Origin of the sequence: Pseudomonas sp. YeP6b (assembly GCF_025642995.1) — a bacterium.
Taxonomy (GTDB): Bacteria; Pseudomonadota; Gammaproteobacteria; order Pseudomonadales; family Pseudomonadaceae; genus Aquipseudomonas.
Window position 1 is genome coordinate 4,251,492 of record NZ_CP080090.1, and the last position, 25,689, is coordinate 4,277,180.

Annotated in this window: 18 protein-coding genes; 9 read left to right on the forward strand and 9 right to left on the reverse strand. The window is 60.1% G+C overall.

What is annotated here, in order from left to right:
* Positions 1-44: 44 nt before the first annotated feature.
* Positions 45-1,274, reverse strand: a complete 1,230-nt coding sequence (locus KZH41_RS18990) for an acyl-CoA dehydrogenase (protein ID WP_094952534.1) — start codon at positions 1,272-1,274, stop codon at positions 45-47.
* Between the two features lie 165 nt (positions 1,275-1,439).
* Here KZH41_RS18990 and KZH41_RS18995 point away from each other — a divergent pair, with 165 nt between their 5' ends.
* From KZH41_RS18995 to KZH41_RS19005, 3 genes are all read left to right on the forward strand, one after another.
* The gene (locus KZH41_RS18995; protein ID WP_094952533.1) at positions 1,440-2,375 is read left to right on the forward strand and encodes a LysR family transcriptional regulator; all 936 of its coding nucleotides are present in this window, start codon (positions 1,440-1,442) and stop codon (positions 2,373-2,375) included.
* 122 nt (positions 2,376-2,497) lie between these two features.
* Positions 2,498-2,890, forward strand: coding sequence for a MerR family transcriptional regulator (locus KZH41_RS19000; protein WP_094952532.1), 393 nt, complete (start codon positions 2,498-2,500; stop codon positions 2,888-2,890).
* 16 nt (positions 2,891-2,906) lie between these two features.
* Complete coding sequence (locus tag KZH41_RS19005) at positions 2,907-3,806, forward strand: hydroxymethylglutaryl-CoA lyase (protein ID WP_242150705.1); 900 nt, start codon at positions 2,907-2,909, stop codon at positions 3,804-3,806.
* A gap of 550 nt (positions 3,807-4,356) precedes the next feature.
* On the opposite strand, the gene KZH41_RS19010 is transcribed toward KZH41_RS19005, so the two are convergent.
* Both KZH41_RS19010 and KZH41_RS19015 read right to left on the reverse strand, forming a co-directional pair.
* A complete protein-coding gene (locus KZH41_RS19010) occupies positions 4,357-9,096 on the reverse strand; it encodes an NEL-type E3 ubiquitin ligase domain-containing protein (RefSeq protein ID WP_263273465.1) in 4,740 nt (1,579 codons plus the stop codon).
* Between the two features lie 117 nt (positions 9,097-9,213).
* The gene (locus tag KZH41_RS19015; RefSeq protein ID WP_263273466.1) at positions 9,214-10,851 is read right to left on the reverse strand and encodes an AMP-binding protein; all 1,638 of its coding nucleotides are present in this window, start codon (positions 10,849-10,851) and stop codon (positions 9,214-9,216) included.
* 150 nt (positions 10,852-11,001) lie between these two features.
* Between KZH41_RS19015 and KZH41_RS19020 the strand changes: the two genes are divergently transcribed.
* From KZH41_RS19020 to KZH41_RS19035, 4 genes are read left to right on the forward strand one after another with little or no spacing between them, the layout of a single operon-like run.
* On the forward strand, positions 11,002-12,165 hold the full coding sequence (locus tag KZH41_RS19020) for an isovaleryl-CoA dehydrogenase (RefSeq protein WP_094952529.1): 1,164 nt from the start codon (positions 11,002-11,004) through the stop codon (positions 12,163-12,165).
* Positions 12,166-12,177: 12 nt separating this feature from the next.
* Entirely contained in the window at positions 12,178-13,785 is a 1,608-nt protein-coding gene (locus tag KZH41_RS19025) for a carboxyl transferase domain-containing protein (RefSeq protein WP_263273467.1), read from the forward strand.
* Positions 13,786-13,800: 15 nt separating this feature from the next.
* The gene (locus KZH41_RS19030; RefSeq protein ID WP_263273468.1) at positions 13,801-14,607 is read left to right on the forward strand and encodes a gamma-carboxygeranoyl-CoA hydratase; all 807 of its coding nucleotides are present in this window, start codon (positions 13,801-13,803) and stop codon (positions 14,605-14,607) included.
* Positions 14,604-16,529, forward strand: coding sequence for an acetyl/propionyl/methylcrotonyl-CoA carboxylase subunit alpha (locus KZH41_RS19035; protein WP_263273469.1), 1,926 nt, complete (start codon positions 14,604-14,606; stop codon positions 16,527-16,529). The genes KZH41_RS19030 and KZH41_RS19035 overlap by 4 nt, the downstream gene beginning before the upstream one ends.
* Here the strand turns inward: KZH41_RS19035 and KZH41_RS19040 are convergent.
* The gene (locus KZH41_RS19040; RefSeq protein WP_242150714.1) at positions 16,526-17,161 is read right to left on the reverse strand and encodes a LexA family protein; all 636 of its coding nucleotides are present in this window, start codon (positions 17,159-17,161) and stop codon (positions 16,526-16,528) included. The two genes, KZH41_RS19035 and KZH41_RS19040, sit on opposite strands and share 4 nt — an antisense overlap.
* A gap of 130 nt (positions 17,162-17,291) precedes the next feature.
* Between KZH41_RS19040 and KZH41_RS19045 the strand changes: the two genes are divergently transcribed.
* Positions 17,292-17,642 (forward strand): DUF3077 domain-containing protein, encoded by a 351-nt coding sequence (locus KZH41_RS19045; RefSeq protein ID WP_263273470.1) that lies wholly within the window; start codon positions 17,292-17,294, stop codon positions 17,640-17,642.
* A 464-nt stretch (positions 17,643-18,106) separates the two neighbouring features.
* Entirely contained in the window at positions 18,107-19,258 is a 1,152-nt protein-coding gene (locus tag KZH41_RS19050; RefSeq protein WP_094952523.1) for a M14-type cytosolic carboxypeptidase, read from the forward strand.
* A 945-nt stretch (positions 19,259-20,203) separates the two neighbouring features.
* On the opposite strand, the gene KZH41_RS19055 is transcribed toward KZH41_RS19050, so the two are convergent.
* The 5 genes from KZH41_RS19055 to KZH41_RS19075 form a co-directional block, all read right to left on the reverse strand.
* Entirely contained in the window at positions 20,204-20,743 is a 540-nt protein-coding gene (locus tag KZH41_RS19055; RefSeq protein WP_263273471.1) for a cytochrome b, read from the reverse strand.
* Entirely contained in the window at positions 20,740-21,822 is a 1,083-nt protein-coding gene (locus KZH41_RS19060) for a catalase family peroxidase (protein ID WP_242150720.1), read from the reverse strand. The genes KZH41_RS19055 and KZH41_RS19060 overlap by 4 nt, the downstream gene beginning before the upstream one ends.
* 121 nt (positions 21,823-21,943) lie before the next feature.
* On the reverse strand, positions 21,944-22,708 hold the full coding sequence (locus KZH41_RS19065; RefSeq protein WP_094953314.1) for an enoyl-CoA hydratase-related protein: 765 nt from the start codon (positions 22,706-22,708) through the stop codon (positions 21,944-21,946).
* Positions 22,709-22,749: 41 nt separating this feature from the next.
* Positions 22,750-24,045: a hypothetical protein gene (locus KZH41_RS19070; RefSeq protein WP_263273472.1), complete on the reverse strand. Its 1,296-nt coding sequence runs from the start codon at positions 24,043-24,045 to the stop codon at positions 22,750-22,752.
* Complete coding sequence (locus tag KZH41_RS19075) at positions 24,038-25,645, reverse strand: amino acid adenylation domain-containing protein (protein ID WP_263273473.1); 1,608 nt, start codon at positions 25,643-25,645, stop codon at positions 24,038-24,040. Before KZH41_RS19075 ends, KZH41_RS19070 begins: the two co-directional genes overlap by 8 nt.
* Positions 25,646-25,689: the final 44 nt, after the last annotated feature.

Below are 25,689 nucleotides of genomic sequence, written 5' to 3' on the forward strand. Positions count from 1 at the left end.
CAACTGTGGGAGCCGGGCTTGCCCGCGATGGGGACAACTCGGTCTTACTGCCCGCCGCGCATCAGTTCTTTAGGCACATACTTGCCAATCTCAAACTTGCCAATCGCCGCACGGTGCACTTCATCCGGGCCGTCGGCCAGGCGCAAGGTGCGTTGCATGGCATACATGTAGGCCAGCGGAAAATCGTTGGAAACCCCAGCGCCGCCATGAATCTGGATCGCGCGGTCGATCACTTTCAACGCCACGTTCGGCGCCACCACCTTGATCTGGGCGATTTCGCTTTTCGCGACTTTGTTACCGACGGTGTCCATCATGTACGCCGCCTTCAACGTCAGCAGGCGCGCCATGTCGATTTCCATCCGTGAGTCGGCGATCTTGTCGATATTGCCGCCCAGGCGCGCCAATGGTTGGCCGAACGCGGTACGGCTGACGGAGCGTTTGCACATCAATTCCAGCGCACGCTCGGCCATGCCGACGGAGCGCATGCAGTGGTGGATACGGCCAGGGCCAAGGCGGCCCTGGGCAATTTCAAAGCCGCGACCTTCACCGAGCAAGACGTTTTCGTAGGGCACGCGCACATTGTCGAACAGCACTTCGGCGTGGCCGTGGGGTGCGTCGTCGTAGCCGAATACCGGCAGTGGGCGGACGATTTTCACGCCTGGGGCATCCACCGGCACCAGAATCATCGAGTGCTGCTGGTGACGTGGTGCATCCGGGTTGCTCAGGCCCATGAAGATCAAGATTTTGCAGCGCGGGTCGCAGGCGCCGGAGGTCCACCATTTTTTGCCGTTGATCACCCATTCGTCGCCCTGGCGCTCGGCGCGGGCGGCCATGTTGGTGGCGTCTGAGGACGCGACGTCTGGTTCGGTCATGGCGAACGCCGAGCGGATCTCGCCGCGCAGCAGCGGTTCCAGCCAACGTTGTTTCTGTTCGGCGTTGGCGTAGCGCACCAGCACTTCCATGTTGCCGGTGTCGGGTGCGGAGCAGTTGAACGGCTCCGGGCCCAACAAGGAGCGGCCCATGATTTCGGCCAGCGGCGCGTATTCAAGGTTGGTCAGGCCGGCGCCCAGTTCGGATTCGGGCAGGAACAGGTTCCACAGGCCCTCGGCTTTTGCCTTGGCTTTCAGCTCCTCCATGATGGCGGTGGGCTGCCAGCGGTCGCCTTCGCTGACCTGGCGTTCGAACACCGGCTCGGCCGGGTAAACGTACGTGTCCATGAACGCAGTGACACGTTCACGCAGTTCCTGAACCTTGGGCGAATAGGCGAAATCCATGAGCAGCTCCCTTCTCTGAGAGGTTGTTTAGGTCATGCAATCGATGCTAGAACAGCGCTGATAATTTACCTAGCCTATTCTCGGCGTGTATTAACATTCATCACCGATATATGATCGGCGCCTGAGCACTTAACAATCGCTACCTAACAATAAGAGCGCAACGACATGAACCTGAGCAAGGTCGACCTCAACCTGTTTATCGTCTTCGACGCGATCTACACCGAAGCCAACCTGACCCGCGCCGGGCAGATTGTCGGTATCACCCAGCCGGCGGTGTCCAACGCCCTGGCGCGCTTGCGCGAGACCTTCAACGACCCGCTGTTCGTGCGCACCGCCCAAGGCATGGTGCCCACGCCCATGGCGCAGAACATCATCGGCCCAGTGCGCAATGCGTTGTCGTTGTTGCGGGTGTCGGTGCAGGAAAGCCGGATTTTCAACCCGCAACAGGCGGCCAAGACCTACCGCATCAGCATGACCGACCTCACCGAAGCGGTGATTTTACCGCTGCTGTTCCAGCGCCTGCGCCGCCTGGCGCCGACCGTGGTGATCGAGAGTTTCCTGTCCAAACGCCGCGAAACCACCAAGGAGTTGGCCGCCGGGCGCCTGGACTTTGCCGTGGATGCGCCGCTGAACACGGACCCGCAAGTGCGCCACGTCAAGCTGATGGAAGACCGCTACGTGTGCGCCATGCGCAAGGGCCACCCGATGGCGGGCAAGGACAAGTTCAGCCTGGATGACTACCTGTCGCTGACCCACATCCATATCTCCAGCCGCCGTAACGGCCTGGGCCACGTCGACCTGGCCCTGGGCAAGATGGGCATCCAGCGCAAGATCGCCCTGCGCTCCCAGCATTACCTGATGGCCTCGCAAGTGTTGCAGCAGACCGACATGGTCATGACCGTGCCCGAGCGTTTCGCCCGCCGTCATGAGTTGCATTGGTTCAACCTGCCGGTTAACGATGTACCGCCCGTGGAAACCCACCTGTACTGGCACGAAAGCACCGACCAGGACCCGGCCAACCGTTGGATGCGTGAGCAGATGATTGAGTTGTGCCAGCAGGTGACGGCACATGAAAAGAAACTCGACAAGCTGCAAGCCTGAACAGCTTTTGTGGCGAGGGAGCCAGCGCCCTCGCCACAGAGTAAGCCTCCACCCAGGCTATTTGCTTGACGTTTACGTCAACCTGACATTAGCTTAGCGCCAAGACCTTCTTGAGCGCCCCCATGAGCACGACCTACAGCATCTCCGACCTCGCCCGCGAGCTCGACATCACCACCCGCGCCATTCGCTTCTATGAAGAACAAGGCCTGCTGGCCCCGGAACGCCGGGGCCAGGAGCGCATTTACTCGGCGCGGGACAAGGTCAGCCTCAAGCTGATCCTGCGCGGCAAGCGCATCGGGTTTTCCCTGGCCGAATGCCGCGAGCTGATCGAACTCTACGACCCCACCAGCGGCAACCACATCCAGCTCAACAGCATGCTCGCCAAGATCGCCGAGCGCCGTGAGCAGCTTGAGCAACAGTTGCTGGATATCGAACAGATGAAACTGGAACTGGACACCGCCGAAGAGCGCTGCACCCAGGCCCTGGCGCAGACCATGAGCCAGGTTGGCCATTAACCAGAAGGTAGCCTTCATGTCCCTCCCCTCACACGTACGCTTGGTGGAAGTAGGCCCGCGCGACGGTTTGCAGAACGAAGCCCAGCCCATCAGCGTGGCCGACAAGGTCCAGTTGGTGGATGCCCTGACCGACGCAGGCTTGAGCTATATCGAAGTTGGCAGTTTTGTCTCGCCCAAATGGGTGCCGCAAATGGCCGGGTCGGCCGAGGTGTTTGCGCAGATCCAGCGCAAGCCCGGCGTAACCTACGGCGCGCTGGCGCCGAACCTGCGCGGTTTTGAAGACGCGCTGGCTGCCGGCGTGACGGAAGTCGCGGTGTTCGCGGCGGCGTCCGAGGCGTTTTCCCAGCGCAATATCAACTGCTCGATCAGCGAAAGCCTGGCGCGTTTTGCGCCGATCATGGCGGCAGCCAAACAGCATGGCATCAGCGTGCGTGGTTATGTGTCGTGTGTGTTGGGTTGCCCTTACGAAGGTGACATCGCCCCCGAACAGGTCGCGGCGGTCGCGCGCGAGCTGTATGCCATGGGCTGTTATGAGGTGTCCTTGGGCGACACCATCGGCACCGGCACGGCGGGCGCCACACGGCGGCTGTTTGAAGTGGTCGGCGCGCAGGTGCCACGGGACAAGCTGGCCGGGCACTTCCACGACACGTACGGCCAGGCGATTGCGAATATCTACGCCAGCCTGCTCGAAGGGGTCCAAGTGTTCGACAGCTCTATCGCAGGCCTCGGCGGTTGCCCTTACGCCAAGGGCGCCAGCGGTAACGTCGCCACCGAGGATGTGGTGTACCTGCTCAATGGCCTGGGTATCGACACCGGTATCGACCTGGAGCAATTGATGCACGCGGGCCAGCAAATCAGCAACGTGCTCGGCCGACCTACCGGGTCGCGCGTCGCGAAGGCGCGTAACGCCCGTTGAGTAGCATCGCTGTGACAATGTGTTACCGCACGCTTACGTAACGAGTAACACGGGAACATATTTTGTCTGATTTGCCGTGTGCCAATGCCCATCAAAAAATCAACCCATTGATTTTAAAGGACTTTTAAAAGTTGGCACGGCTTCTGCTATCTCTATTGCATAACAAGAATAAAAAGCGCCAAACCTAATAAAAATAAGACGAAACGACTCTGACATAACAAAAACAACACGGCAGAGACGCAGCTAACAGATTTTTTTGGAGAAGATGTGCTTCGCAGGGTACGGCATGCCGAAACCCGCAACCGGTTAGAGAAAAATAAAACTACCTCAGGTAGCTACCCACTGGTTGGATCGATAGCGAAGAAGCAGATCAGCGTTCAAAAAAATACGTTTGCTCTTGACCCCGGATGGGGGTCGCCAAAAACAGCGGTAAAGGGTAACGGTTGCCAAAAACAACAATAGACCGCCCCTCAATAATAAGAAAAGAGCACGCAACGACAAATTAAAGGGGACCTTCGGGTCCCCTTTGTGCTTTCTGACGCTTAAGGAATCAGACCTGAGCCACTTGCGCTGCGTCGTGTGTGCCCAGCACCTGACGCGTCAATGCCTTGAGTGCGATTCTCTCCTGCACGTTTCGCGCAGAGCTAAGCGCCTGCAATTGTTTCTCGAAGAAACCGCTCTGCATCGCATCATCCACCAGTATGTCATCGCGTTGCTTGCCGAGCAGCGTGGCCAGGCGGTCAACCGCCGCATTTCGTTTAACCAGCCACTGCGCCTGGGCAGCCGTGTCCGCCTTGATATCCTCCTCACCCTGGAGATCCGACACGTCATACAACGCGGTGCTTTTTTCATTGATGGGTTCAAGGCCGGGGGCCATCAGCTGCTCCAGCCTCGGTGCATAGTGGCTGCGAAGATGCTTGTCCCAAAAACCCAGCTTAATAAAGAAGCTTTCCTCATCGGCGTGGACACGTTCATCCCTGAGCACACTCGCATAGGCATCATCGATCGCCCCCTGACTCACACTGGCAACTTCTGGAAATAACATGTCCCTGGACTTGACCGGCAACGCTAGCCTGTCCGCCAACTTGATTCGATAAGCGAGTATGACCTCGACCTGCTCCTGAAACGACGACCCGCGCAAATCGACATCTCGTTGAGCAATAGCGTCTACCAAGTCAAGACGAAACAGTTTTCTGCCCGTGGTAATCAGTTGGGTTTCGGCGCCGGCCTCATCGGCCAACGCCAGGGTTTGCAATGCCAACACTTCACGTTCCGAGTTCATAAACTCAACAACGCTGCCATCGCCACAGGTGAATCGGTCATCCGCGACAGCGAACAACCGCTCGCGGATCTCCTGGTATTCATTGACCGCCTCGAGCATGTCCCACACGCGCTCGGTCAGTTGTGCACGGGTGGTCGTGGACCGGTATTCAGCGCAACGCGTGGTGTCGGCCAGCATCGAAAAGAACGCCGCCGACTCAGGGCTGGCGAGCGCATCGTCCCAGAGCCTGGCGCGAACTGCCTGCACGGCCGTCGGCGCGCCATCGAGCCACAAGCGCCGCCCCTCCTCGACCGTAACATGGACATCCGCCGGGGCATCGAGCCCAAGACGCACGCGCGTATCAGCCGACAGCGGGTTTTCATGATAATTAATTCGTTCGATGCGCTGATAAGCGTATTCAGGCAACGTGGTGAGCTGGTTGGAATGCAGATCAATTCTCGCAAGGTTGGCTAACTGGCCGGCGCCAGCGGGGAATGTTGTGGTTCCGGTATGCCTTAAATTGAGCTGGTTGAGGCTCCACATGCCTTCGAGATTGGCCGTCCAGCCCAATTGACGGTTGTAGGCCAGATCGAGGATCTTCAAGCCTTGCATCCCCTCCAGGCGTGCCTTTGTGAGCGCGGTCAGCCGGATGTCATTGCCGTTCAGGTACAGCTTGGTCAAACCGATGCCGTTATTCGCAAACTCCGGTAACTGAGTGAGGTTATTGTTTCTCATGCTCAGCCAGCGCAGGCCACCAAAGGCTCTGAGGAACCCCAGGGATTCGTTGGTCAGCGCCATTCGATTCAGCCGCAAGCACCCTACATGGCTCATATTCGCCGTTAATGTCGGCAGTTCGCCGATGACTTCGTCCGACAAATCGAGGATGTGCCCGATGGGCGTTCGATCACCCGCCAACGCTTGCGTTAAAGAACGCTGCCAAGCGTCACGAATGGTATGGGAGACGCGTGCCCTGGACCGGCCGTAGCCATCCGGTCGCCCCTCTTGCTCCCAGGTGTGCAGCGTTGCTTTAAGCTGCTCAAGCTCGCCTTCAAGTTCAGTCAACCTGGCCAGAACCTCGGCGTCAGCGAGGCCTTGAAGGCCAAGAAACGCCTCGACCTCTGCCATGGACTTGGATGGATAGAGTATCGCCGCTTTCATTTCACAGGCGAACGCGCGTTTGACGGTGCTTGGCAATGGGCTCAACAGGTAACCGATACGCCCGTCGGCCAGGCGCATCGGCGGTTTGTAACCCGGCTTGATCGGCTGCATCTTCAACAGGTTGCGTAATTCGCCACGGGGCATCAACGGCTGTTTTTCAAGCGCTTGTTTGAGGCTCGCCCCGCGATCATTCGCGGTCAATTTCAGGCTCACCCGATTCTCGGGCGAAATGGCGGCGTGCACCGCGCCATAGATATCCGCTTGCCCGGTCAATACGCCGAACCGGTCATCCTGCACTTCATAGAGGTTCGCCGAGCCAAACTTGATCAGGCGCCGCGTCACTGTTGCGTCCTGCGGCCCCAGCGAGTCCAGGAGGCGCTCCTTGCCGCCGGCGCCCTTCTCAACCACATCAATGCGCAGGTCTGTGGGCCACCCCTCCAGTTTATTCAGGCTGTGCAAGACCATTCGTTGCGTGTCGTTATTGCCCAGGGTTTTGCGATAGAGCCCTTCATACGCCCGCGCCAGGCGCACCTCTTGCTGGTAATAGCGAGCCTCTTCGCCCAAACGAAACGGCACACGTTGGTGCTGCTCGATCATCTGCATTTCGGCTTCACTGGCATGGCTCAGCAGCTCGCGTGCGATGCTGTCGGGCAGCGACACAAACGCGCGCTTGAGTAACTTCAGCGCCTCAGCGCTTTCGCTTTCAGCGGCCGCATAACGTTGCGCAAAAAGATCGGCCTGATGCCCCGCCAGTGATGAAGCTTTCACTGCCGGCGTTTCGCCCGCGAGGGTCTCGTCAATCTCAAAACGCTTGAGGGTATCTGCCAATAGCCCGGGGACAGGCGCCTGGTCGACGTACATCTTGCGCAACACGCTGCTGTCCGCCGCTGCAATTTCGCAAATGCGCTCGAGCTTATCGGGGTCGCCTGCAAACGTCTTCGTCCCTGACCCCAGGCGCTGCATCAGCTGCGGAGCGGCCCACTGCAATGGGTGTTCATGCTCATGTATCCAGGCCCCGCCTTCGGTACGGCGTACCTGCGGCGAGTAGGCTGATGGGCTATGCGGGTGCAGGATTTTATAAGTGTTACCGGTACCCAGCGCCTCGACCAAATAGTGCCCGTCTTTGTCCGGCAGGTATAAACCACCCTCATGTTCAAACAAGCCATTGGCATTGGCCGCCGAGGTCTCGGGCAAGTCGACCTGGCGCAGGTAAGGGTTGAGCCCAGGCGCAGACAAACGCACATTGGCGTCAGGGCAACGCACATGCGCCAGCGCATCAACAAACGGCGTCTGCGCCAACGGCAACAGCTTGGCGCCCAGAGCGGTTGTCGTCACATTAAACGCCACGGCCGAAACGTGCGCCCACGCTTCTTTCATGTCGCCCTCTTCCCAGGCTTCTACGCCGGTGGCGATCTCATAGAGCATTTGCACTGCGCCAATCATCAGCATCACAGGTGCCAGTTGCGGCACCACGAATGAGGCAACATTGAGGACCGTCAACGCAATGCTGGCCAACGACATCAGCCATGCGTTATGCGCGTTGTCGTCGGCCTTGGCAGTGGAGGTGGCCATGGCTTGAGCATTGCTGAGGATTAACTCGACTTTTTGCCGAGAGTGGTCGGTCCATGTCTGTGGCAACGCCTCGCCATAACCGGTTGACCATGTGTTGATGTTTTTCTTGTGCGGGTCGAAGTCTGCGTCCTCGGCATAGGCATTGCCGGGATCAAGGTGATGTTTGAGCGTTTTAAAAAAGCCTGTTTGTTGCTCATACGGCACATGCTGGCTGAAGAATCGTCGATATTGGGCCGAGCACAGCCTTTCAACCAGGTCGGTCTGAAACGCGCCAAGCCCTGCGTACTCTTTCAACATACACACCGGATCACCGGGGATATAGACGACACACGGCCCTTTGTTGAAAACCTTTACGCCGCGTACATAGCTGAAACTCACAGGCCCAATAACGATAATCTGAGTGAGCTCAACATGGAGCAATTTCAGCGCAGTGAACTGTACAGGCTCATCCCGCCACTTGACGCCCGCCTTCCAAAAGGCTAATTCACCCAGTGCCGAATAAGTGTCCTGTTTGATAGCTTCAACTTCCAGCGCTACTTCAGCCGCGAATAACAGCTGCTCTCGGGTTGACGCCGTAATCGCGCTACGCACTCTGGCGGCCGCACTGCCTTCAGCAACCCCACCCTTGTCCGGAGGGTTCACAATGGACGTTACATGCGCCAGATACAGCGCGCCCAGGTCCAGTTCCCGGCACAAGCCGGCAAACTCATGAGCGCTCAGAGGCTCCTTGCGCGCCAGCACCTCAGCCTCATTGAACGTTGACGGTGCGGGCTGCCGATGAAAGTCGTACCGCGTAATAACGCGCGAGGACGTATCTTCTGCTTCAACGGCTTCATCCGCTGAAAAGTTCTGCAGCGCTGCCTCAACCAGGCTCACACCTTTGTAGTAACAGTACCCGCTGGCTTCCAGGCCAAAGACCTTTGACCGATCACGTGGCATGAACTCCTTACGCGCAAAAAACACGCGCTTTACATCCACCACTTTCCCGAACTTTTTGCACATGGCGGTCAGCAGCAACGGTTCGGCAAATTCGATGGCGCCTTTTAGATCCTTTAAAACCTTATCCAGCTTATTCAGCGCATCGCTGCTGCGTTGATGGGCGGCTTCCATACGCAGCCGGTTGTCCGGGGATATTTTTTTATACCAATCCGGAAGGCTTAACGCCCACTCATGCAATTCCTTCTTTCGCTTGGATGCCGCAGCGCCATACCAGGCTGGCAGCCGCGCCTGTACGACGACGCTATGCACACTGAGTGCCGCGTTTATTGGAGTACTTTCATTTTGTTCAAGGCATGCCATGTGGCGAACTCTAATTAACCGTTTGAACGGTCAATATGTGACATTCGAGCGCCAGCGAAGGGGTATATAAAGACCGTCAGCCCTGCCGGAAATAAGCGGGCCAAGGCTGACAATTCATCAGGAACGGTGAGGGCTGTAGTCTTCGATACTGATCTCACGCATGCGAAACTTCTGGACCTTGCCGGTTACCGTCATCGGAAACTCGTCCACGAACTTGAAATACTTGGGCGTCTTGAAGTGCGCAATGCGGCCCTTGCACCAGGTTTGCAGCTCCAGTTCGTTGGCCACATGGCCGGGATGGAACTTGACCCAAGCGACGATCTCTTCACCGTAACGCGTATCCGGAATACCGATGATCTGCACATCGGCCACCGCCGGGTGGGTGAAGAAGAACTCCTCCAGCTCACGCGGGTACACGTTTTCGCCGCCGCGAATAATCATGTCTTTGTTGCGCCCGGCGATGCACACGTAGCCGTGCTCATCCATGGTCGCCAGGTCACCGGTGTGCATCCAGCCGGCGTCGTCGATGGCGTCGCGGGTGCCTTCGGGGTTGTTCCAGTAGCCGAGCATCACGCTGTAGCCACGGGTGCACAGCTCGCCTATTTCACCACGCGCAACCGTATTGCCATCGGTGTCGATGATCTTGTTTTCCAACTGCGGCTGGGTGCGACCGACGGTGGTGACGCGGCGTTCCAAGTCGTCATTCGCGCCGGTCTGCAGTGACACCGGGCTGGTTTCGGTCATGCCGTAGGCAATCTGCACCTCGCCCATGTGCAGCTCGCTGATGACGCGGCGCATCACTTCGATGGGGCACGTGGCGCCGGCCATGATGCCGGTGCGCAAGGTCGCCAGGTCGAATTCACCTCGGCGCGGGTGATCGAGCAGGGCGATAAACATGGTCGGCACACCGTACAGCCCGGTGGCGCGCTCTTCGGCGACGGCGCTTAAGGTCAGCAGCGGGTCGAAGCCGTCATTGGGGTAAATCATGGTGGTGCCGTGGGTGATGCAGCCGAGGTTGCCCATGACCATGCCGAAGCAGTGATACAGCGGCACCGGGATCACCAGGCGGTCCTGCGCGGTGAGGCCCAGGCTTTCGCCGACCATGTAGCCGTTATTGAGGATGTTGTGGTGACTGAGGGTGGCGCCCTTGGGGAAGCCGGTGGTGCCGGAGGTGTACTGGATGTTGACGGCTTGATCGAAGTGCAGGCTGGCCTGGCGGCTGTGCAGTTGTTCGGGCGGGACGCCAGCGCCGAGGGCCACCAGCTGCGACCAGGGCAAAAATCCCGTGGGCGGGCTGGGGTCGAGGCTGATCATGGCGCGCAGGTCGGGGTTCAGCTCCTGCAACATGGCGTGGTAATCGGAGCCCTTGAACGACCCGGCGCACACCAGCCATTGGCAGCCGGATTGCTTGAGCACGTAGTCCAATTCACTGGTGCGGTAGGCCGGGTTGATATTGACCAGGATCACGCCGAGCTTGGCGCTGGCGATCTGGCTGATGCACCACTCGGCGCAATTGGGCGCCCAGATGCCCAGGCGGTCGCCGGTTTGCATGCCCAGGGCCAGGAACGCACGGGCGTGCAAATCAACCGTCGCGGCCAGTTGCCGCCAGGTGTAGCGACATTGCTGATGGCGTACCACCAAGGCTTCGCCATCGGCATGTTGCGCAACGGTGTGATCGAAGGCCTGGCCAATGGTCATCGCCAGCAAGGTCTTGTCCTGAGCGCCACGGCTGTAGCTCTGATTCGGTTGATCCATAACGACCCCTGTTGTCTTTTTTGTAGGTTGACGTAAACGTAAACTACGATTGACAGCGCCGTAACGCAAGCTTACGTTAACGTAAAGGTGAGCGCCCTTCCCTGGCGCGCTCCCCACACAACAACAAAGCTCACATTAAGGTGCCTGTCCATGAGTTACCCGTCCCTGAACTTCGCCCTCGGTGAAACCATCGACATGCTGCGCGACCAGGTGCAGTCCTTCGTGGCCAAGGAAATTGCCCCGCGCGCAGCCCAGATCGACAGCGACAACCTGTTCCCCGCCGATATGTGGCAAAAGTTCGGTGACATGGGTTTGCTGGGCATTACGGTGCCGGAAGAGTACGGCGGCGCTGGCCTGGGTTACTTGGCCCACGTAGTGGCTCTCGAAGAAATCAGCCGAGGGTCGGCCTCGGTAGGCTTGTCTTATGGCGCCCACTCCAACCTGTGCGTCAACCAGATCAACCGCAACGGCAGCCACGAACAGAAGCTCAAATACCTGCCCAAGCTGATCAGCGGCGAACACATCGGCGCCCTCGCCATGAGCGAGCCGAATGCCGGCTCCGACGTGGTCTCAATGAAATTGCGCGCCGACAAACGCGGCGACCACTACGTGCTCAATGGCAGCAAGACCTGGATCACCAACGGCCCCGACGCCAACACCTACGTGATCTACGCCAAGACCGACCTGGAAAAAGGCCCTCACGGCATCACCGCGTTTATCGTCGAGCGCGATTGGAAAGGTTTCAGCCGCAGCACCAAGTTCGACAAGCTCGGCATGCGCGGCTCCAACACCTGCGAGCTGTTTTTCGATGACGTTGAAGTGCCCGAAGCAAACATCCTCGGCGCGCTGAATGGCGGCGTGAAAGTGCTGATGAGCGGCCTGGACTACGAACGCGTGGTGCTGGCCGGCGGCCCGATCGGCATCATGCAGGCGTGCATGGACCTGATCGTGCCGTACATCCACGACCGTAAGCAGTTCGGCCAGAGCATCGGCGAATTCCAGCTGATCCAGGGCAAAGTCGCCGACATGTACACCCAACTCAACGCCTGCCGCGCCTACCTCTACGCAGTGGCCCAGGCGTGCGAGCGCGGTGAGACCACACGCAAGGATGCGGCTGGGGTGATCCTGTTCAGTTCCGAGCGCGCCACGCAAATGGCCCTCGACGCGATCCAGATTCTGGGCGGCAACGGCTACATCAACGAATTCCCCGCCGGCCGCCTGCTGCGTGACGCCAAGCTGTATGAAATCGGCGCCGGCACCAGTGAGATTCGGCGGATGCTGATCGGTCGCGAACTCTTCAACGAAACCCGCTGAAGGAGCGCGCCCATGGCCACCTTGCACACCCAGCTCAACCCGCGCTCGGCAGAATTTGCCGACAACAGCGCGGCGATGCGCCTACAGGTCGACGCCCTGCACACCCTGCTCGCCCACGTGCAGCAAGGCGGCGGCGCCAAGGCTCAGGAACGCCACACGTCACGCGGCAAACTGCTGCCTCGCGAGCGAATCAATCGCCTGCTCGACCCCGGCTCGCCATTCCTCGAACTCAGCCAATTGGCCGCGTATCAGGTGTATGGCGAAGATGTACCCGCTGCCGGAGTGATCGCCGGGATCGGCCGCGTGGAAGGCGTCGAATGCATGATTGTCGCCAACGACGCCACAGTTAAAGGCGGCTCGTACTACCCGCTCACGGTGAAAAAACACCTGCGCGCGCAGACCATCGCCGAGCAGAACCGCTTGCCGTGCATCTATCTGGTCGACTCCGGTGGCGCCAACTTGCCGCGTCAGGACGAAGTGTTTCCTGACCGTGAGCACTTCGGGCGGATCTTCTTCAACCAGGCCAACATGAGCGCCCAAGGCATCCCGCAGATCGCCGTAGTGATGGGCTCGTGCACCGCAGGTGGCGCGTATGTGCCGGCCATGGCCGACGAGGCGATCATGGTGCGCAACCAGGCCACGATCTTTCTCGCAGGCCCCCCGCTGGTGAAAGCGGCGACCGGCGAAGTGGTCAGCGCCGAAGACCTGGGCGGCGCCGATGTGCACTGCAAGATCTCCGGCGTGGCCGACCACTATGCCGACAGCGACGAACATGCCCTGGCCCTGGCCCGACGCAGCGTGGCCAACCTCAACTGGCGCAAGCAAGGCGAGCTGCTGCAACGCACACCGGTAGCGCCGCTGTACAGCAGCGAAGAGCTTTACGGGGTGATCCCGGCCGACGCCAAGCAGCCATTCGATGTGCGTGAAGTGATCGCACGGCTGGTCGACGGCTCGGTGTTTGATGAGTTCAAGGCGCTGTTTGGGACCACGCTGGTGTGTGGTTTTGCGCACTTGCACGGCTACCCGATTGCGATCCTGGGCAACAACGGCATTCTGTTCGCCGAAGCCGCGCAAAAAGGCGCGCACTTTATCGAGCTGGCCTGCCAGCGCGGGATTCCCCTGCTGTTCCTGCAAAACATCACCGGCTTTATGGTCGGCCAGAAGTACGAAGCCGGCGGCATCGCCAAGCACGGCGCCAAGCTGGTGACCGCCGTGGCCTGCGCCAAGGTACCGAAATTCACGGTGATCATTGGTGGCAGTTTTGGAGCCGGTAACTACGGCATGTGCGGCCGCGCCTACGACCCGCGCTTTTTGTGGATGTGGCCGAACGCGCGCATCGGCGTGATGGGCGCCGAACAGGCGGCCGGCGTGCTGGTGCAGGTCAAGCGTGAGCAGGCCGAACGTGCCGGCGCACACTTCAGCGCCGAGGAAGAAACCGCGATCAAGCAGCCGATCCTCGACCAGTATGAAACCCAGGGCCACCCCTACTACTCCAGCGCACGCTTGTGGGATGACGGTGTCATCGACCCGCAGCAGACCCGTGACGTGCTGGCCCTGGCCTTGTCCGCCGCGTTGAATGCCCCCATCGAGCCGAGCCGCTTCGGCGTGTTCCGCATGTAAATGGAGCCGTACCCCATGAGCGATTTCAACACCCTCGAACTGATCACCGACAGCCGTGGCTTTGCCACGCTGTGGCTCAGTCGTGAAGCCAAGAACAACGCGTTCAACGCCGAGATGATCCGCGAACTGATCATCGCCCTCGACCACGTGCAGGGCGATCCGTCTCTACGTTTTCTGGTGTTGCGCGCACGCGGCAAACACTTCAGCGCCGGTGCTGACCTGGCGTGGATGCAGCAATCCGCCGAGCTGGACTACCACACCAACCTGGACGACGCCCGCGAGCTGGCGGAGCTGATGTACAACCTGGCCAAGCTGAAAATCCCGACCCTGGCGGTGGTGCAAGGCGCCGCCTACGGTGGCGCGTTGGGTTTGATCAGTTGCTGTGACATGGCGATTGGCGCGGATGACGCGCAGTTCTGTCTGTCGGAAGTGCGCATTGGCCTGGCACCGGCGGTGATCAGCCCGTTCGTGGTGCAGGCGATCGGCGAGCGCGCCGCGCGGCGTTATGCGCTGACCGCCGAACGCTTTGGCGGCCAACGTGCGCGGGACATCGGCCTGCTGGCGGAAAGTTACCCGGCCGGCGAACTGGACCAACAGGTCGAACACTGGATCGCCAACCTGCTGCTCAACAGCCCGGCGGCGATGCGCGCCAGCAAGGACCTGCTGCGTGAAGTGGGCAACGGCGCCCTCACCCCGGCCCTGCGCCGCTATTGCGAAAACGCCATCGCGCGGATTCGCGTCAGCGCCGAGGGCCAGGAAGGCCTGCGCGCCTTCCTGCAAAAACGCCCGCCCAGCTGGCAATCGCAGGAGCCGCGTTCATGAGCACACTGACCACCGTACTGGTGGCCAACCGCGGCGAAATCGCCTGCCGCGTGATGCGCACCGCCAAGGCCATGGGCCTGACCACCGTGGCCGTGCACAGCGCCATCGACCGCGATGCGCGCCACAGCCGCGAGGCGGATATCCGTGTCGACCTGGGTGGCAGCAAAGCCTCCGAGAGCTACCTGCAGATCGACAAGCTGATTGCCGCCGCCCAGGCCAGCGGCGCTCAGGCGATCCATCCGGGGTATGGTTTTTTGTCGGAAAACGCCGGCTTTGCAGGCGCGATTGAAGCGGCCGGTTTGATTTTCCTCGGCCCACCCGCCTCGGCCATCGATGCCATGGGCAGCAAATCGGCGGCCAAGTCGTTGATGGAAAAAGCCGGTGTTCCGCTGGTGCCGGGTTATCACGGCGAAGCCCAGGACCTGGAAACCTTCCGCGCCGCCTGCGAGCGTATCGGCTACCCAGTGCTGCTTAAGGCCACGGCCGGCGGTGGTGGCAAGGGCATGAAAGTGGTCGAGGACGTCAGCCAACTGGCCGAAGCCTTGGCGTCGGCCCAGCGTGAAGCCCTGTCGTCCTTCGGCAACGAACAGATGCTGGTGGAGAAATACCTGCTCAAACCGCGCCATGTGGAAATCCAGGTGTTTGCCGACCAGCACGGCCACTGCTTGTACCTGAATGAGCGCGATTGCTCGATTCAGCGTCGTCATCAAAAAGTCGTGGAAGAAGCACCGGCGCCCGGCCTAAGTGTTGAACAGCGCAAAGCCATGGGCGAAGCCGCGGTGCGCGCGGCCCAGGCCATCGGTTATGTCGGCGCGGGCACAGTGGAGTTCTTGCTGGACGCGCGCGGCGAGTTTTTCTTTATGGAGATGAACACGCGGCTGCAGGTGGAGCATCCAGTGACCGAGGCGATTACCGGGCTCGACCTGGTCGCCTGGCAGATCCGTGTCGCCCAAGGCGAGCCGCTGCCGATAACGCAAGAACAGGTGCCACTGATCGGTCATGCCATTGAAGTGCGCTTGTATGCCGAAGACCCGGCCAATGATTTCCTGCCGGCCACCGGGCATCTGGCGCTGTACCGCGAATCTGCGCCGGGCCCGGGCCGTCGTGTGGACAGCGGCGTAGAGCAAGGCGACGACGTTTCGCCGTTCTACGACCCAATGCTCGGCAAGTTGATTGCCTGGGGCGAAGACCGTGAACAGGCGCGCCTGCGGTTGTTGAGCATGCTCGATGAGTTTGCCGTCGGCGGGCTCAAGACCAACCTGGGCTTTTTGCGGCGCATCATCGGCCATCCGGCCTTTGCGGCGGCTGAACTGGACACCGGGTTTATCCCGCGCTATCAGGAGGAGCTGTTGCCGGTGCCGGGGGAATTGAGCGATGAGTTCTGGCAGGCGGCGGGCGCTGCGTTTATGCAGAGTTTGCCGCCCGGCAGTGGGCCGTGGGCGGACACGCGGGGTTTTCGCGCGGGGCTGCCTGCCGACGTATCGCTGCATTTGAGCTGCGCGGGGCAGGATCGGCTGGTGACGTTGAAAGGCGCCGCCGCGCAACTGCAAGGCGAGCAGTTGGTGATCGAACACGACGGCGTGCGTCGCACACATCTGGCGGTGCGCGGCGCAGCTAGCGTGTACCTGCGTTGGGACGGCGAAATGCTGGCGGTGAGCCTGTTCGATCCAATTGCAGCGGTCGAGGCCAACCAATCCCATCAGGGTGGCCTCACGGCGCCGATGAACGGCAGCATCGTGCGGGTGCTGGTGGAAGTCGGCCAGGCGGTCGAAGCCGGTGCGCAGTTGGTGGTGCTTGAGGCGATGAAGATGGAGCACAGCATCCGCGCGCCCCAGGCCGGGGTGGTCAAGGCACTGTTCTGCCTGGAAGGCGAAATGGTTGCCGAAGGCAGCGCCTTGGTCGAGCTTGAAACGGCGAACTAAAACTTCGCGGTGGCTTGCACGACAACGCCGAGGATTCGGCAATCGTCGCTGAACAGTAGCTTGGGGTAAGTGGGGTTGAGCGGCACCAGGTAAAGCTGGCCGCTCTCTTCCAGCAACTGGCGAAAGGTCGCCTGGGTGCTATCGGCCCATTGGGCGACCACCAGTTTGCCGGGTTCGGCGTCAATGGCCGGGTCCACCAGGATCATCATGCCAGCGCCAATGCTCAGGCCGCTGGGGGCCGTCATGGCGTCGCCCGTCACCGGCAGCCAGAACGCTTCGCCGCGGGCGTGGTAATCCGTCAATTCGAAACGCGCCGCACCGTAGGTCGGGCGCTCTTCACGTATTTCGCAGACGCCTTTCCAGTCGCTGACCGGGTAGCGGAAATACGGGTTGTAGTGGTGTTCCAAGGCTGGCGCGTCAGTGGCTTTCTCGCGGATTTCCAACGCAACTTCCAGGTACTCAAGGCCTAATTCAGCGAGCACCCGGTTCATATCCGCCAGGCTCGGCACGCGGCGCTTGTTGAGCCAATGGCCGACACCGCCCTGGGACATGCCCAAGCGTTCGGCCAGTTCATCCTGCGTGACCTTGCGGTCTTTCATGTTGGCTTTGACCAACGCTATCCAGTTATCCATGGGCCGTGACAATACGTTGCGTACTTGCCAGAACAATAAACAGTTTGTAGTAATCCATCAAATGACATAAATACGATTCGTACTATTATCAGGTACAGGTTTTCGACATCCACTCAGAGTACCTACCCTCATGATGACCAGCCCGTATCCCCTGCCCGACACACCTGAATCCGACGAACTGTTGGTGATGCGCAACAGCGGCGCTGCCCAGCGCGCACTCGACTATTACTTGAAAGAGAATGTGTCAGCACCGATCCCTGATGACATGTTTTTCGACATCAAGCCCGGCATCAGCCATGAAGACGCGTTGGTTCACGCGTCCGACCTGCTGCGCAGCGCGGCGGCAGCGGCCTACGAATCGGCAAGCAGCCGCCAGGGCAACCAGCGGGATCTGGCGTTTTCGGTGGTGTATTTGATTGATATGGCAAAGGCGATGGTGGAGCAGACGTTGCAGGCACCAGCCGGTCAGGCGAGCGCCTGACAGGTATGCAGCAAAAATATTTCTATCTCACGGATAAAAACATTTGACTTGCAAATGATAATGATTATTATTAGACCCAGCTGATCGCGAGATCAGTCGATAGACCAAGGGACCTTAGGTCGGACTCTTGGAATATCTCCTCATCAGGCTAATCACGGTTTTTGACCCGGCTCTTTGGCCGGGTCTTTTTTTTGCCAGTTTCCCTGGCATGGCTTCAGGCTAATGAAGACTGTGTGTTGCTCGATGGCGCGCATGGTAGCAAAAGACTATCGCCAAAAGAAGGCCGGGCGAGCGCTCTAACCCGGATCTTTGCGAAATAGCGCTTGAGAATCAATCTCATAGACTCTAAGCTGCTGCGGCGTCAAGGACGACGCCCCCTCCCCTCTGCAACAATTTTGCATCAGAATTTAGCCTCACTCCTTGTAAGATATCCGCCACAACTCTCATATTCAGGCAACCAGACTATGACCGTGGCCTTGACCTCCATTAAGATCAGCACCGACTTCGACAGCGGCAATATCCAGGTCCTGGATGCCAGCGATGCCTATCAGTTGCTGCTGGCGATCAAACCGGATACCCGCAGCGCGCATTTCCAATGGTTCCACTTCAAGGCCGAAGGCATGCACGTGGGCCACACCCACACCTTTCGCCTGAGCAATGCGAGCCAGTCCTCTTATAAAAACGCTTGGAGCGGCTACAACGCCGTGGCGTCCTACGACCATATCAACTGGTTCCGCGTGCCCACGCGCTTTGATGGCGAAACCTTGCACATCAGCCTGGAGACCCGTGAAAAACAAGCCTGGATCGCCTACTTCGAACCCTACAGCCGTGAGCGTCACGACTGGCTGATCGACCAGGCCTTAAACCGCGCCGGCACGCAATTGCTCGCAACCGGCAAAAGCGCCGAAGGCCGTGACATCCAACTGCTGCGCCGCGGCAAAGGTGGCGAAGGCCAGCGCAAGGTCTGGATCATCGCCCAGCAACACCCCGGTGAACACATGGCCGAATGGTTTATGGAAGGCATCATCGAACGCCTGCAACAGGACGGTGACGACGAGCTGAAAAAGCTCCTGGCCGTCGCTGACCTGTACTTGATACCCAACATGAACCCCGACGGCGCCTTCCACGGCCACTTGCGCACCAACGCCGTGGGCCAGGACCTCAACCGTGCCTGGCAGAGCGCCAGCCAGGAGATCAGCCCGGAAGTACTGTTCGCCCAACAGCAGATGGAAGAGTACGGCGTTGACCTGTTCCTCGATATCCACGGCGACGAAGAAATCCCCTACGTGTTCACCGCCGGCTGCGAAGGCAACCCGGGCTACACCCCGCGTCTGGAAGCGCTGGAAAAACACTTCCGCGGCCACTTAAGCGCACTGACCCGTGACTTCCAGACTACCCATGGATACGCCCGTGACCTGCCGGGCGAAGCTAATCTGACCCTGGCCTGCAATGCGGTCGGTGAGAAATACGACTGCCTGTCGCTGACCCTGGAGATGCCGTTCAAGGACAACGACGACGCGCCCAACCTGAAAACCGGTTGGTCGGGTGAGCGCTCGAAACAGCTGGGCAAGGATGTGTTGAGCACGGTTGCTGATATTGTGGATGTCTTGCGCTAAGCGTTGCCGACGATGGCGACCTAAGAAGTGCGGGGTGTATATCCGTTATTTGGGTGATGGCGGATATGGGTTCCGCCCTTACGGCGGGTCACTTTTGAAAGAGCCCAAAAGTAACCAAAAGGCTCTTGCCCCACCACTTGGCACCTCGCCTAGGCTCGGTGTGCCCTCACGCAGGCTTTGGAGCGGGGGCCGCCGCCATGGGCCATCCTTGGCCCATCGCGGCTAAACCGGCGTCCTGCCGGTTTACCCCCGCTCAAAAGCCTGCGTTCGGCCAGCGTGGTTTAACGGGGCGCCTAAGATCAAGATCAAAAGCAAGAGCACGGCGGCCTAGTAGCCGACCTGAGTGGTTAAATCAAAAGCAAGCCGAGGCGGCCTGACAGCCGACCTAATCGTGGAGGCTGAACTCAATCCAATGTGGGAGCTGGCTTGCCTGCGATGGCATCAACTGGTTATGCCTGATACACCGAGGTGTCTGCATCGCAGGCAAGCCAGCTCCCACAGAAAAGCAGATCTGCTTCTGCTGTGCTTCTGCTGTGCTTCTGCTGTGCTTTTGCCCTGCTTTTGCTTCAACCACTCAGGTCGGCTACTAGGCCGCCGTGCTCTTTGCTTTTGATCTTGATCTTGATCTTGATCTGAGGCGCCCCGTTAACCACGATGGCCGAACGCAGGCTTGAATCCGTGGGTAACCCGGCAGGACGCCGGGTTAGCCGCGATGGGCCAAGGATGGCCCATGGCGGCGGCCCACGGATTCAAGCCGGAGTGAGGGCATGCCGAGCCTAGGCGAGGCACCGAGTGGTGGGGCAAGAGCCCTTTGGTTACTTTTGGGGCTCTTTTTTCCAAAAGTGACCCGCCGTAAGGACGGAACCCTACGAAGCCGTTACCGCAGCAACGGATATGTACTCAATCCACCTCCCCCCCCAAAAAACCTGCACAAACTCAACAGCATCAGTCTCTGGTGCCAGTCATGCTCTGCAACACCCCATCCCGGCGTATCAACCCATGAAACAACGCCGCCGCCAAGTGCACCAACACCGTCAAAAACAGCAAATAAGCCAAATATCCATGAGCCTTGCGCAACACCGCAAACAGCGGCGCATTCGCTCCCAGCAACGCCGGTAACTGCACCGAGCTGCTGAGCATCACCGGGTCCCCGGCCGCCGAAATCATCGCCCAACCCAGCAGCGGCAACACCAGCATCAGCGCGTACAACAGCACATGGGACGCCTTGGCTGCCAGCACTTGCCACAACGGCAAATCAGCAGGCAGCGGCGGTTGCCGGGTAGAAACACGCACCACCAACCGCACAATCACCAGCGCCAGAATCGCAATGCCCAGCGGCTTGTGCAGGTGAATCAGCCACTCATGACGCTCCGACACAGACGCCGCCATGCCCGCACCGATAAACAGCATGGCGATGACCATCAATGCCATCAGCCAATGCAGCAGGCGGGCCAGCGGCGCAAAATAGCCTGGTTGAACATTCATGGCTTTGACTCCTGAGGGGCGCTGTGCAGCGGGCTGACTTCGCCGGCGCGGCGTAAGTACGAACTGGCATAGGCGGCCGAACGTGCGGCCAGCAGTGGGTCGTCAGAGGCTTGGATACCACTGGGTAAAATCAGCGGGTCAAAGTTGATATCGCGGCAATCGCCGTCCGCTTGCGGCTGGCTGCTTTGCAGCACCAGCGTGCCGGCGTTCAGCACTTTGTGTTCGCCGGCCCAGGTTTTGCTCGCATCGTCCAGCGGGTCGCCGGGGTTGGCCAGGGTCATGTTCAACTGCCAACGCAGTGGCCCTGAAGCCAGGCGCTGTACCAAGTCTTTTTCGAGGAAATCACCGCCCGACGGCGCGGTATCACCTGCCGCATCCTGGCTTTGTGGCACCACGCCCCAGCGCACCGCCTGGCGCTTACCATCAGCGCTCACCAGGTAGAAGGCATTGATGCCGTTGTAGGTTTCTGTCGCATAACTGGCCGACGGCTTGGCCGTCTTGACCCACGCCAGGAACGGCGCCGTCTCCGGGTGCGCGGCAAAAAACGCCGGCATGCTCGCTGGGTTCGGCTTGCCGGTGGCCGGGTCTGGCGCGCCGGCCTTGAGCATTTGGTAGAACGCCTCAGGCGTGCCCACCGGGAACACCGGCATGCTGTTCATCCCCGTACGCCACTGCTGGCCGTTGGCCTGGCTGAATTGCACGGCGAAACTGCGGATCGGCACACTGCTGTCCGGCGCGTAAGGGTTGCCGCTGGGCAAGGCAAATCGGCCGATTACCGGGGTTTTCGCTTCGCTGAACACCTGGGCACTCGAGTACGCACGTGCCTCGGGACTGCTCTGGAAGTAACCGGCCACACACACGCCCTTGGCATGGTTACGTCGCAAGCCCGGGTGCAGGCCGTTATTGGTTTCCAGGGCATTGACCAGGGTTTTGGGGCGCAGGCGCTGTGGGTCGAGCGTGCCGTTGACGTAGGCAAACGCCCCAGCAACAACCGCCACTACCCCGCCAATACACGCCAGCCTGACAAGCAAACTGGCGGTACTGAGTGGCGCACGTGGGGGCGATGAGTGATCTACCATGCAAAACTCCAGGGCACGTGGCCGAAAGGAAAATGAACTATGAGACGAGTCCCACGTAGGTCTATTCCCTTTTCACTGTAGTTTTTTTCGAAGCAGATACGCCGCCGATTCAAGTTTTCTTCTATATCCGATTGAACAATGCCGGCCGTTTGTTAAGAAACGCCTGCATCCCTTCCTGCTGATCAGGTGTGGCAAACAGGCCATGAAACAGCCGGCGCTCCAGACGCACGCCATCGTGCAAGCCGACCTCCAGAGATTGTTCAACCGCCTCCCGTGCCGCGCGGGTGGCGGTGCGGGAGAACCCGGCAATCTGCGCCGCCACCGCCAGTGTCTGCGCCAGCAAATCCGCCGCCGGGTAGACCCGTGACACGAGCCCCGCCTGCTCGGCCTCGGCGGCGGTCATCGCGCGCCCCGTCAACACCAGGTCCATGGTCTTGGCCTTGCCGATAAGCCCCGTCAACCGCTGGGTCGCGCCCATGCCCGGAATCACACCCAGCTTGATTTCCGGCTGCGCAAACGTCGCTGTGTCGGCGGCGAAAATCATGTCGCACATCATCGCCAGTTCACAGCCCCCGCCAAACGCGTAACCGGCCACTGCCGCGATGGTGGGCGTGCGCAGACGGCTAAAAGCCTCCCAGCCGACGAAGTAATCTTCGTTGAGCATATCCACGTAAGACTTGCCGCTCATCTCTTTGATATCAGCCCCCGCCGCGAAATACTCCGCAGTGCCGGTGATGACAAAACACCCGACCTGAGGGTCCAGGTCCACAGTCGCCAGGCTGCTGATCAACTCCGTCATCAGCGCCGAACTCAGCGCATTTTTGACCTGCGGACGATTGAGCCTGACCAGAACGACCCGGCCATAACGCTCCACTAACACATTCATAAACACCTCGACTGATTGATGTTGGCCCCTATAACGCGACTTCAGGAATCCCAGATCGCGCCATAAGCGGGTATGCCTCGTGCTTCCATCTCGTGCACCACACGTTGAGTCAACGCTTGGTTGGCAATACAGATCACCGCTTCTGCGCCCACGGTTTGCACCGCGCCGTAGGCCAGTTGCACCAGGTCCGGCTTGCCCCGCTCATCGGTGTCCCAGATCAACGCACCGGGCTGAGCACGCAGGATTTCATCGACCAGTTCATCGCCGTAGGTTTTCCTCGGGCTGCGGGTGGACCAGATCAACTGGATTGGCACTTGAGCAGCCAATAAGTGCGGCATGACCGGCCCGATGCCGCTGCCAGTGGCGATATACACCACTGACTTGAACAGGGTTTCCACATTGGCAACGCCCGCCGTGGTGATGCCCTTAACCCATACGTGGCAAGGCGAGTCCTCGATAAACCGCCCAGTCCAATCTCCGGCGCGAGAAATGATCAGGCGAAACCCTGCCTCGCCTGGCGCGGGAATATTGGCAAATGAGTGCCACTCCAACAGTGGGTTCCGGCTGATCGCGGTGGATGAACCGGCAAAGGGTGTGGTGTGGCTCAGGCGCGTAATCACCGCATGCCCCGACGGTTGCGCGTGTTCAACGACCACCTTGCGCAAACGCAACCAAGGCAACGCAATACTCAGCGTCAGCAGCACCAGCATCCAAAACGATCCACTGTGCAATAAGGGCGTCGAGGCTTCGCTGGACGCCAGTAACGTCAGCCCCCAGAACAACAGCAGCGCCCCCCAACCGGCAAACCGATGGACTCGCTCGAAGCCGTTGTGAAAGCGGCTACGAACCCGGGGCAGCGCCATGATCACCATCATCATCAACAGGCTGAGCAGCACACTGCTGAGCCACAACCAGGCTGACGAAACACTGCCAGGCTGCTGCAGATAACGCGCTACCTGAACACCGAGCATGGCCGCAAACCAGCCGGTCGCCGCCAGGGCTGCGCCGCTGTGCAGCCCGCCAAAGTGGTACACCTTCGCCGCACTGCGCCGCACACGTAGCGGCCATGCGCGCGGAACCCGGGTCGCCAACCAGAACAAGGCATTGATCAGGTATTGCTGGCGAATCAGAATGGCAACCGACAGGTTGATCAACACCATGTCCGCGAACCTCTCGACGGTGATGGCGCGAAAGTCGACAGCCAGCAGCACCAACGCGTTGCACATCAGCACCAGCGCCAACAGACGGTTGTAGTAAGAGAACATCGGCAGTGACGTCCAACGGCGCCATAGCGCCGGCTTGGGCGGTACAACGGTACGGGTCAGCGCATCAATCATGGCCGGCCCCCTCAGTCTTGAGCGCCAATAACGCCACGTGCCGCTCCCGAGCCCGTTGCAGTAACAGTGCCTTGTCGATCTTGCCCCTGGCGGTCAGTGGGAAATGCTCCACCGCATAGATCGATGACGGCACGCAGTAGTAGGCCAGGCGCTCCTGGCACCGGGCTCGGCACGACTCAACGTCAGCACTGGCCGGCGAAACAAAGGCCACCAGGTTGCGGCTGTCCAGCTTCAACGTGACCGCCCGCGTGCAGCCATCGCCCGCCTCCAGGGCGGTGGACACGGCGTCCAGCTCCACACGAAACCCGCGAATCTTTACCTGATCATCGACCCGCCCCAAGTGTTCAAGTTGCCCCTCGGTCGTCCAGCGCCCCAGGTCCCGCGTACGAAACATCATCGTGTCACCGCCCATAAAGGGGTCCGGGCGGTAACGCTCGTCAGTCAGCTCAGCATTGTTCAAGTAGCCGACCGTTACCCCTGCGCCGCCGGCCCACATTTCACCGGTTTCACCCAGTTCACAGGCGCGGCCGTGCTCATTGAGCACATACACGGTGTTATTGGGCGTGGGCTTGCCGATGGTCAATAGCGTGCCAGGCACGTGCCGATGCAGCGTATTGACGATCGTGGTTTCGGTGGGGCCGCAACCGTTGTAGAACGCGCAGTGCTCGGCCCAATGCTCGGCGAGCGCCTGGGAACAGGGCTCTCCCGCCACCGCGACCACCTTGAGGTCAGGGCACTGCTCAGGGTCAAGAGTCGACAGTATCGAGGGTGTGGCGATCAATACGTGACACTGTGCAGCGGTTTGCGCAATGTCTTTACCTCGAATCAGCAGGGTCGCTCCATGCGCCAGGCAACCGAGTATTTCCCAGGCAGCCATGTCAAACCCGATATTGAGGACCTGCCCCACGTTGTGCCCCGGTGCTATGCCCATCCTCCCCGGCTCCGTCAACAGGAGGTTGCACACGTTGCGGTGACTGACACACACACCGTTGGGCCGCCCGGTCGTGCCGGAGGTGAACAGCACGAAACACAGGTCATCGGTGTCAGCTGCGGCGAACACCTGATCGTTGTCCTGGGCGATCCAGGGCTCTTCGGCCAGAAACGTATCCAGGCCCAGGCAGCGGTGGGCCGCATCGGCCGGTATACGCTCAGCCAGGCTGGACAGGGTCAGAATCACTGGGCTGGTCAACGACTCCAGCACCATGCTCAGTTGCAGTGTCGGGACGATTCTGGCGTCTTGAGGGACATACGCGGCGCCCACCTTCAGCACCGCCAAGAGCCCTACCAGCATGGGAATCGAACGCTCGACAAACAGCCCCACGGTGTCGCCGCGCGTCACGCCCTGCTCTACCAGGCGCACGGCCAAGCGATTGGCTTGACGGTTGAGTTGTTCATAGCTGATACGCTGGCCCGCCCACACCGCAGCGATCGCTTGCGGCGCCAGTGCCGCTTGCACCTCAATGGCGTGGTGCACGGTGTCGCAGGCAGGTTTGGCGGTAGGGCCACAGCCCCATTGTTCAAACACGACTCGCTGCGCCGCAGGCAAATGAGCCAGCGCGGCTCGGGAAAAGAACTGTTTATCGATCGGAGAAAATGTCATGCATACACCCTCATCACTTAAACGCCGAAGGGGTTCCCGGCTGT

Bases quoted from the DNA above. Each gene is read 5' to 3' on its own strand.
- KZH41_RS18990 (WP_094952534.1), bottom strand. From the start codon at position 1,274: ATGGATTTCGCCTATTCGCCCAAGGTTCAGGAACTGCGTGAACGTGTC.
- KZH41_RS19040 (WP_242150714.1), bottom strand. From the start codon at position 17,161: ATGGATAACTGGATAGCGTTGGTCAAAGCCAACATGAAAGACCGCAAG.
- KZH41_RS19050 (WP_094952523.1), top strand. From the start codon at position 18,107: ATGACCGTGGCCTTGACCTCCATTAAGATCAGCACCGACTTCGACAGC.
- KZH41_RS19075 (WP_263273473.1), bottom strand. From the start codon at position 25,645: ATGACATTTTCTCCGATCGATAAACAGTTCTTTTCCCGAGCCGCGCTG.
- KZH41_RS19035 (WP_263273469.1), top strand. From the start codon at position 14,604: ATGAGCACACTGACCACCGTACTGGTGGCCAACCGCGGCGAAATCGCC.
- KZH41_RS19030 (WP_263273468.1), top strand. From the start codon at position 13,801: ATGAGCGATTTCAACACCCTCGAACTGATCACCGACAGCCGTGGCTTT.
- KZH41_RS19060 (WP_242150720.1), bottom strand. From the start codon at position 21,822: ATGGTAGATCACTCATCGCCCCCACGTGCGCCACTCAGTACCGCCAGT.
- KZH41_RS19005 (WP_242150705.1), top strand. From the start codon at position 2,907: ATGTCCCTCCCCTCACACGTACGCTTGGTGGAAGTAGGCCCGCGCGAC.
- KZH41_RS19025 (WP_263273467.1), top strand. From the start codon at position 12,178: ATGGCCACCTTGCACACCCAGCTCAACCCGCGCTCGGCAGAATTTGCC.
- KZH41_RS18995 (WP_094952533.1), top strand. From the start codon at position 1,440: ATGAACCTGAGCAAGGTCGACCTCAACCTGTTTATCGTCTTCGACGCG.
- KZH41_RS19045 (WP_263273470.1), top strand. From the start codon at position 17,292: ATGATGACCAGCCCGTATCCCCTGCCCGACACACCTGAATCCGACGAA.
- KZH41_RS19015 (WP_263273466.1), bottom strand. From the start codon at position 10,851: ATGGATCAACCGAATCAGAGCTACAGCCGTGGCGCTCAGGACAAGACC.
- KZH41_RS19065 (WP_094953314.1), bottom strand. From the start codon at position 22,708: ATGAATGTGTTAGTGGAGCGTTATGGCCGGGTCGTTCTGGTCAGGCTC.
- KZH41_RS19020 (WP_094952529.1), top strand. From the start codon at position 11,002: ATGAGTTACCCGTCCCTGAACTTCGCCCTCGGTGAAACCATCGACATG.
- KZH41_RS19055 (WP_263273471.1), bottom strand. From the start codon at position 20,743: ATGAATGTTCAACCAGGCTATTTTGCGCCGCTGGCCCGCCTGCTGCAT.
- KZH41_RS19070 (WP_263273472.1), bottom strand. From the start codon at position 24,045: ATGATTGATGCGCTGACCCGTACCGTTGTACCGCCCAAGCCGGCGCTA.
- KZH41_RS19000 (WP_094952532.1), top strand. From the start codon at position 2,498: ATGAGCACGACCTACAGCATCTCCGACCTCGCCCGCGAGCTCGACATC.
- KZH41_RS19010 (WP_263273465.1), bottom strand. From the start codon at position 9,096: ATGGCATGCCTTGAACAAAATGAAAGTACTCCAATAAACGCGGCACTC.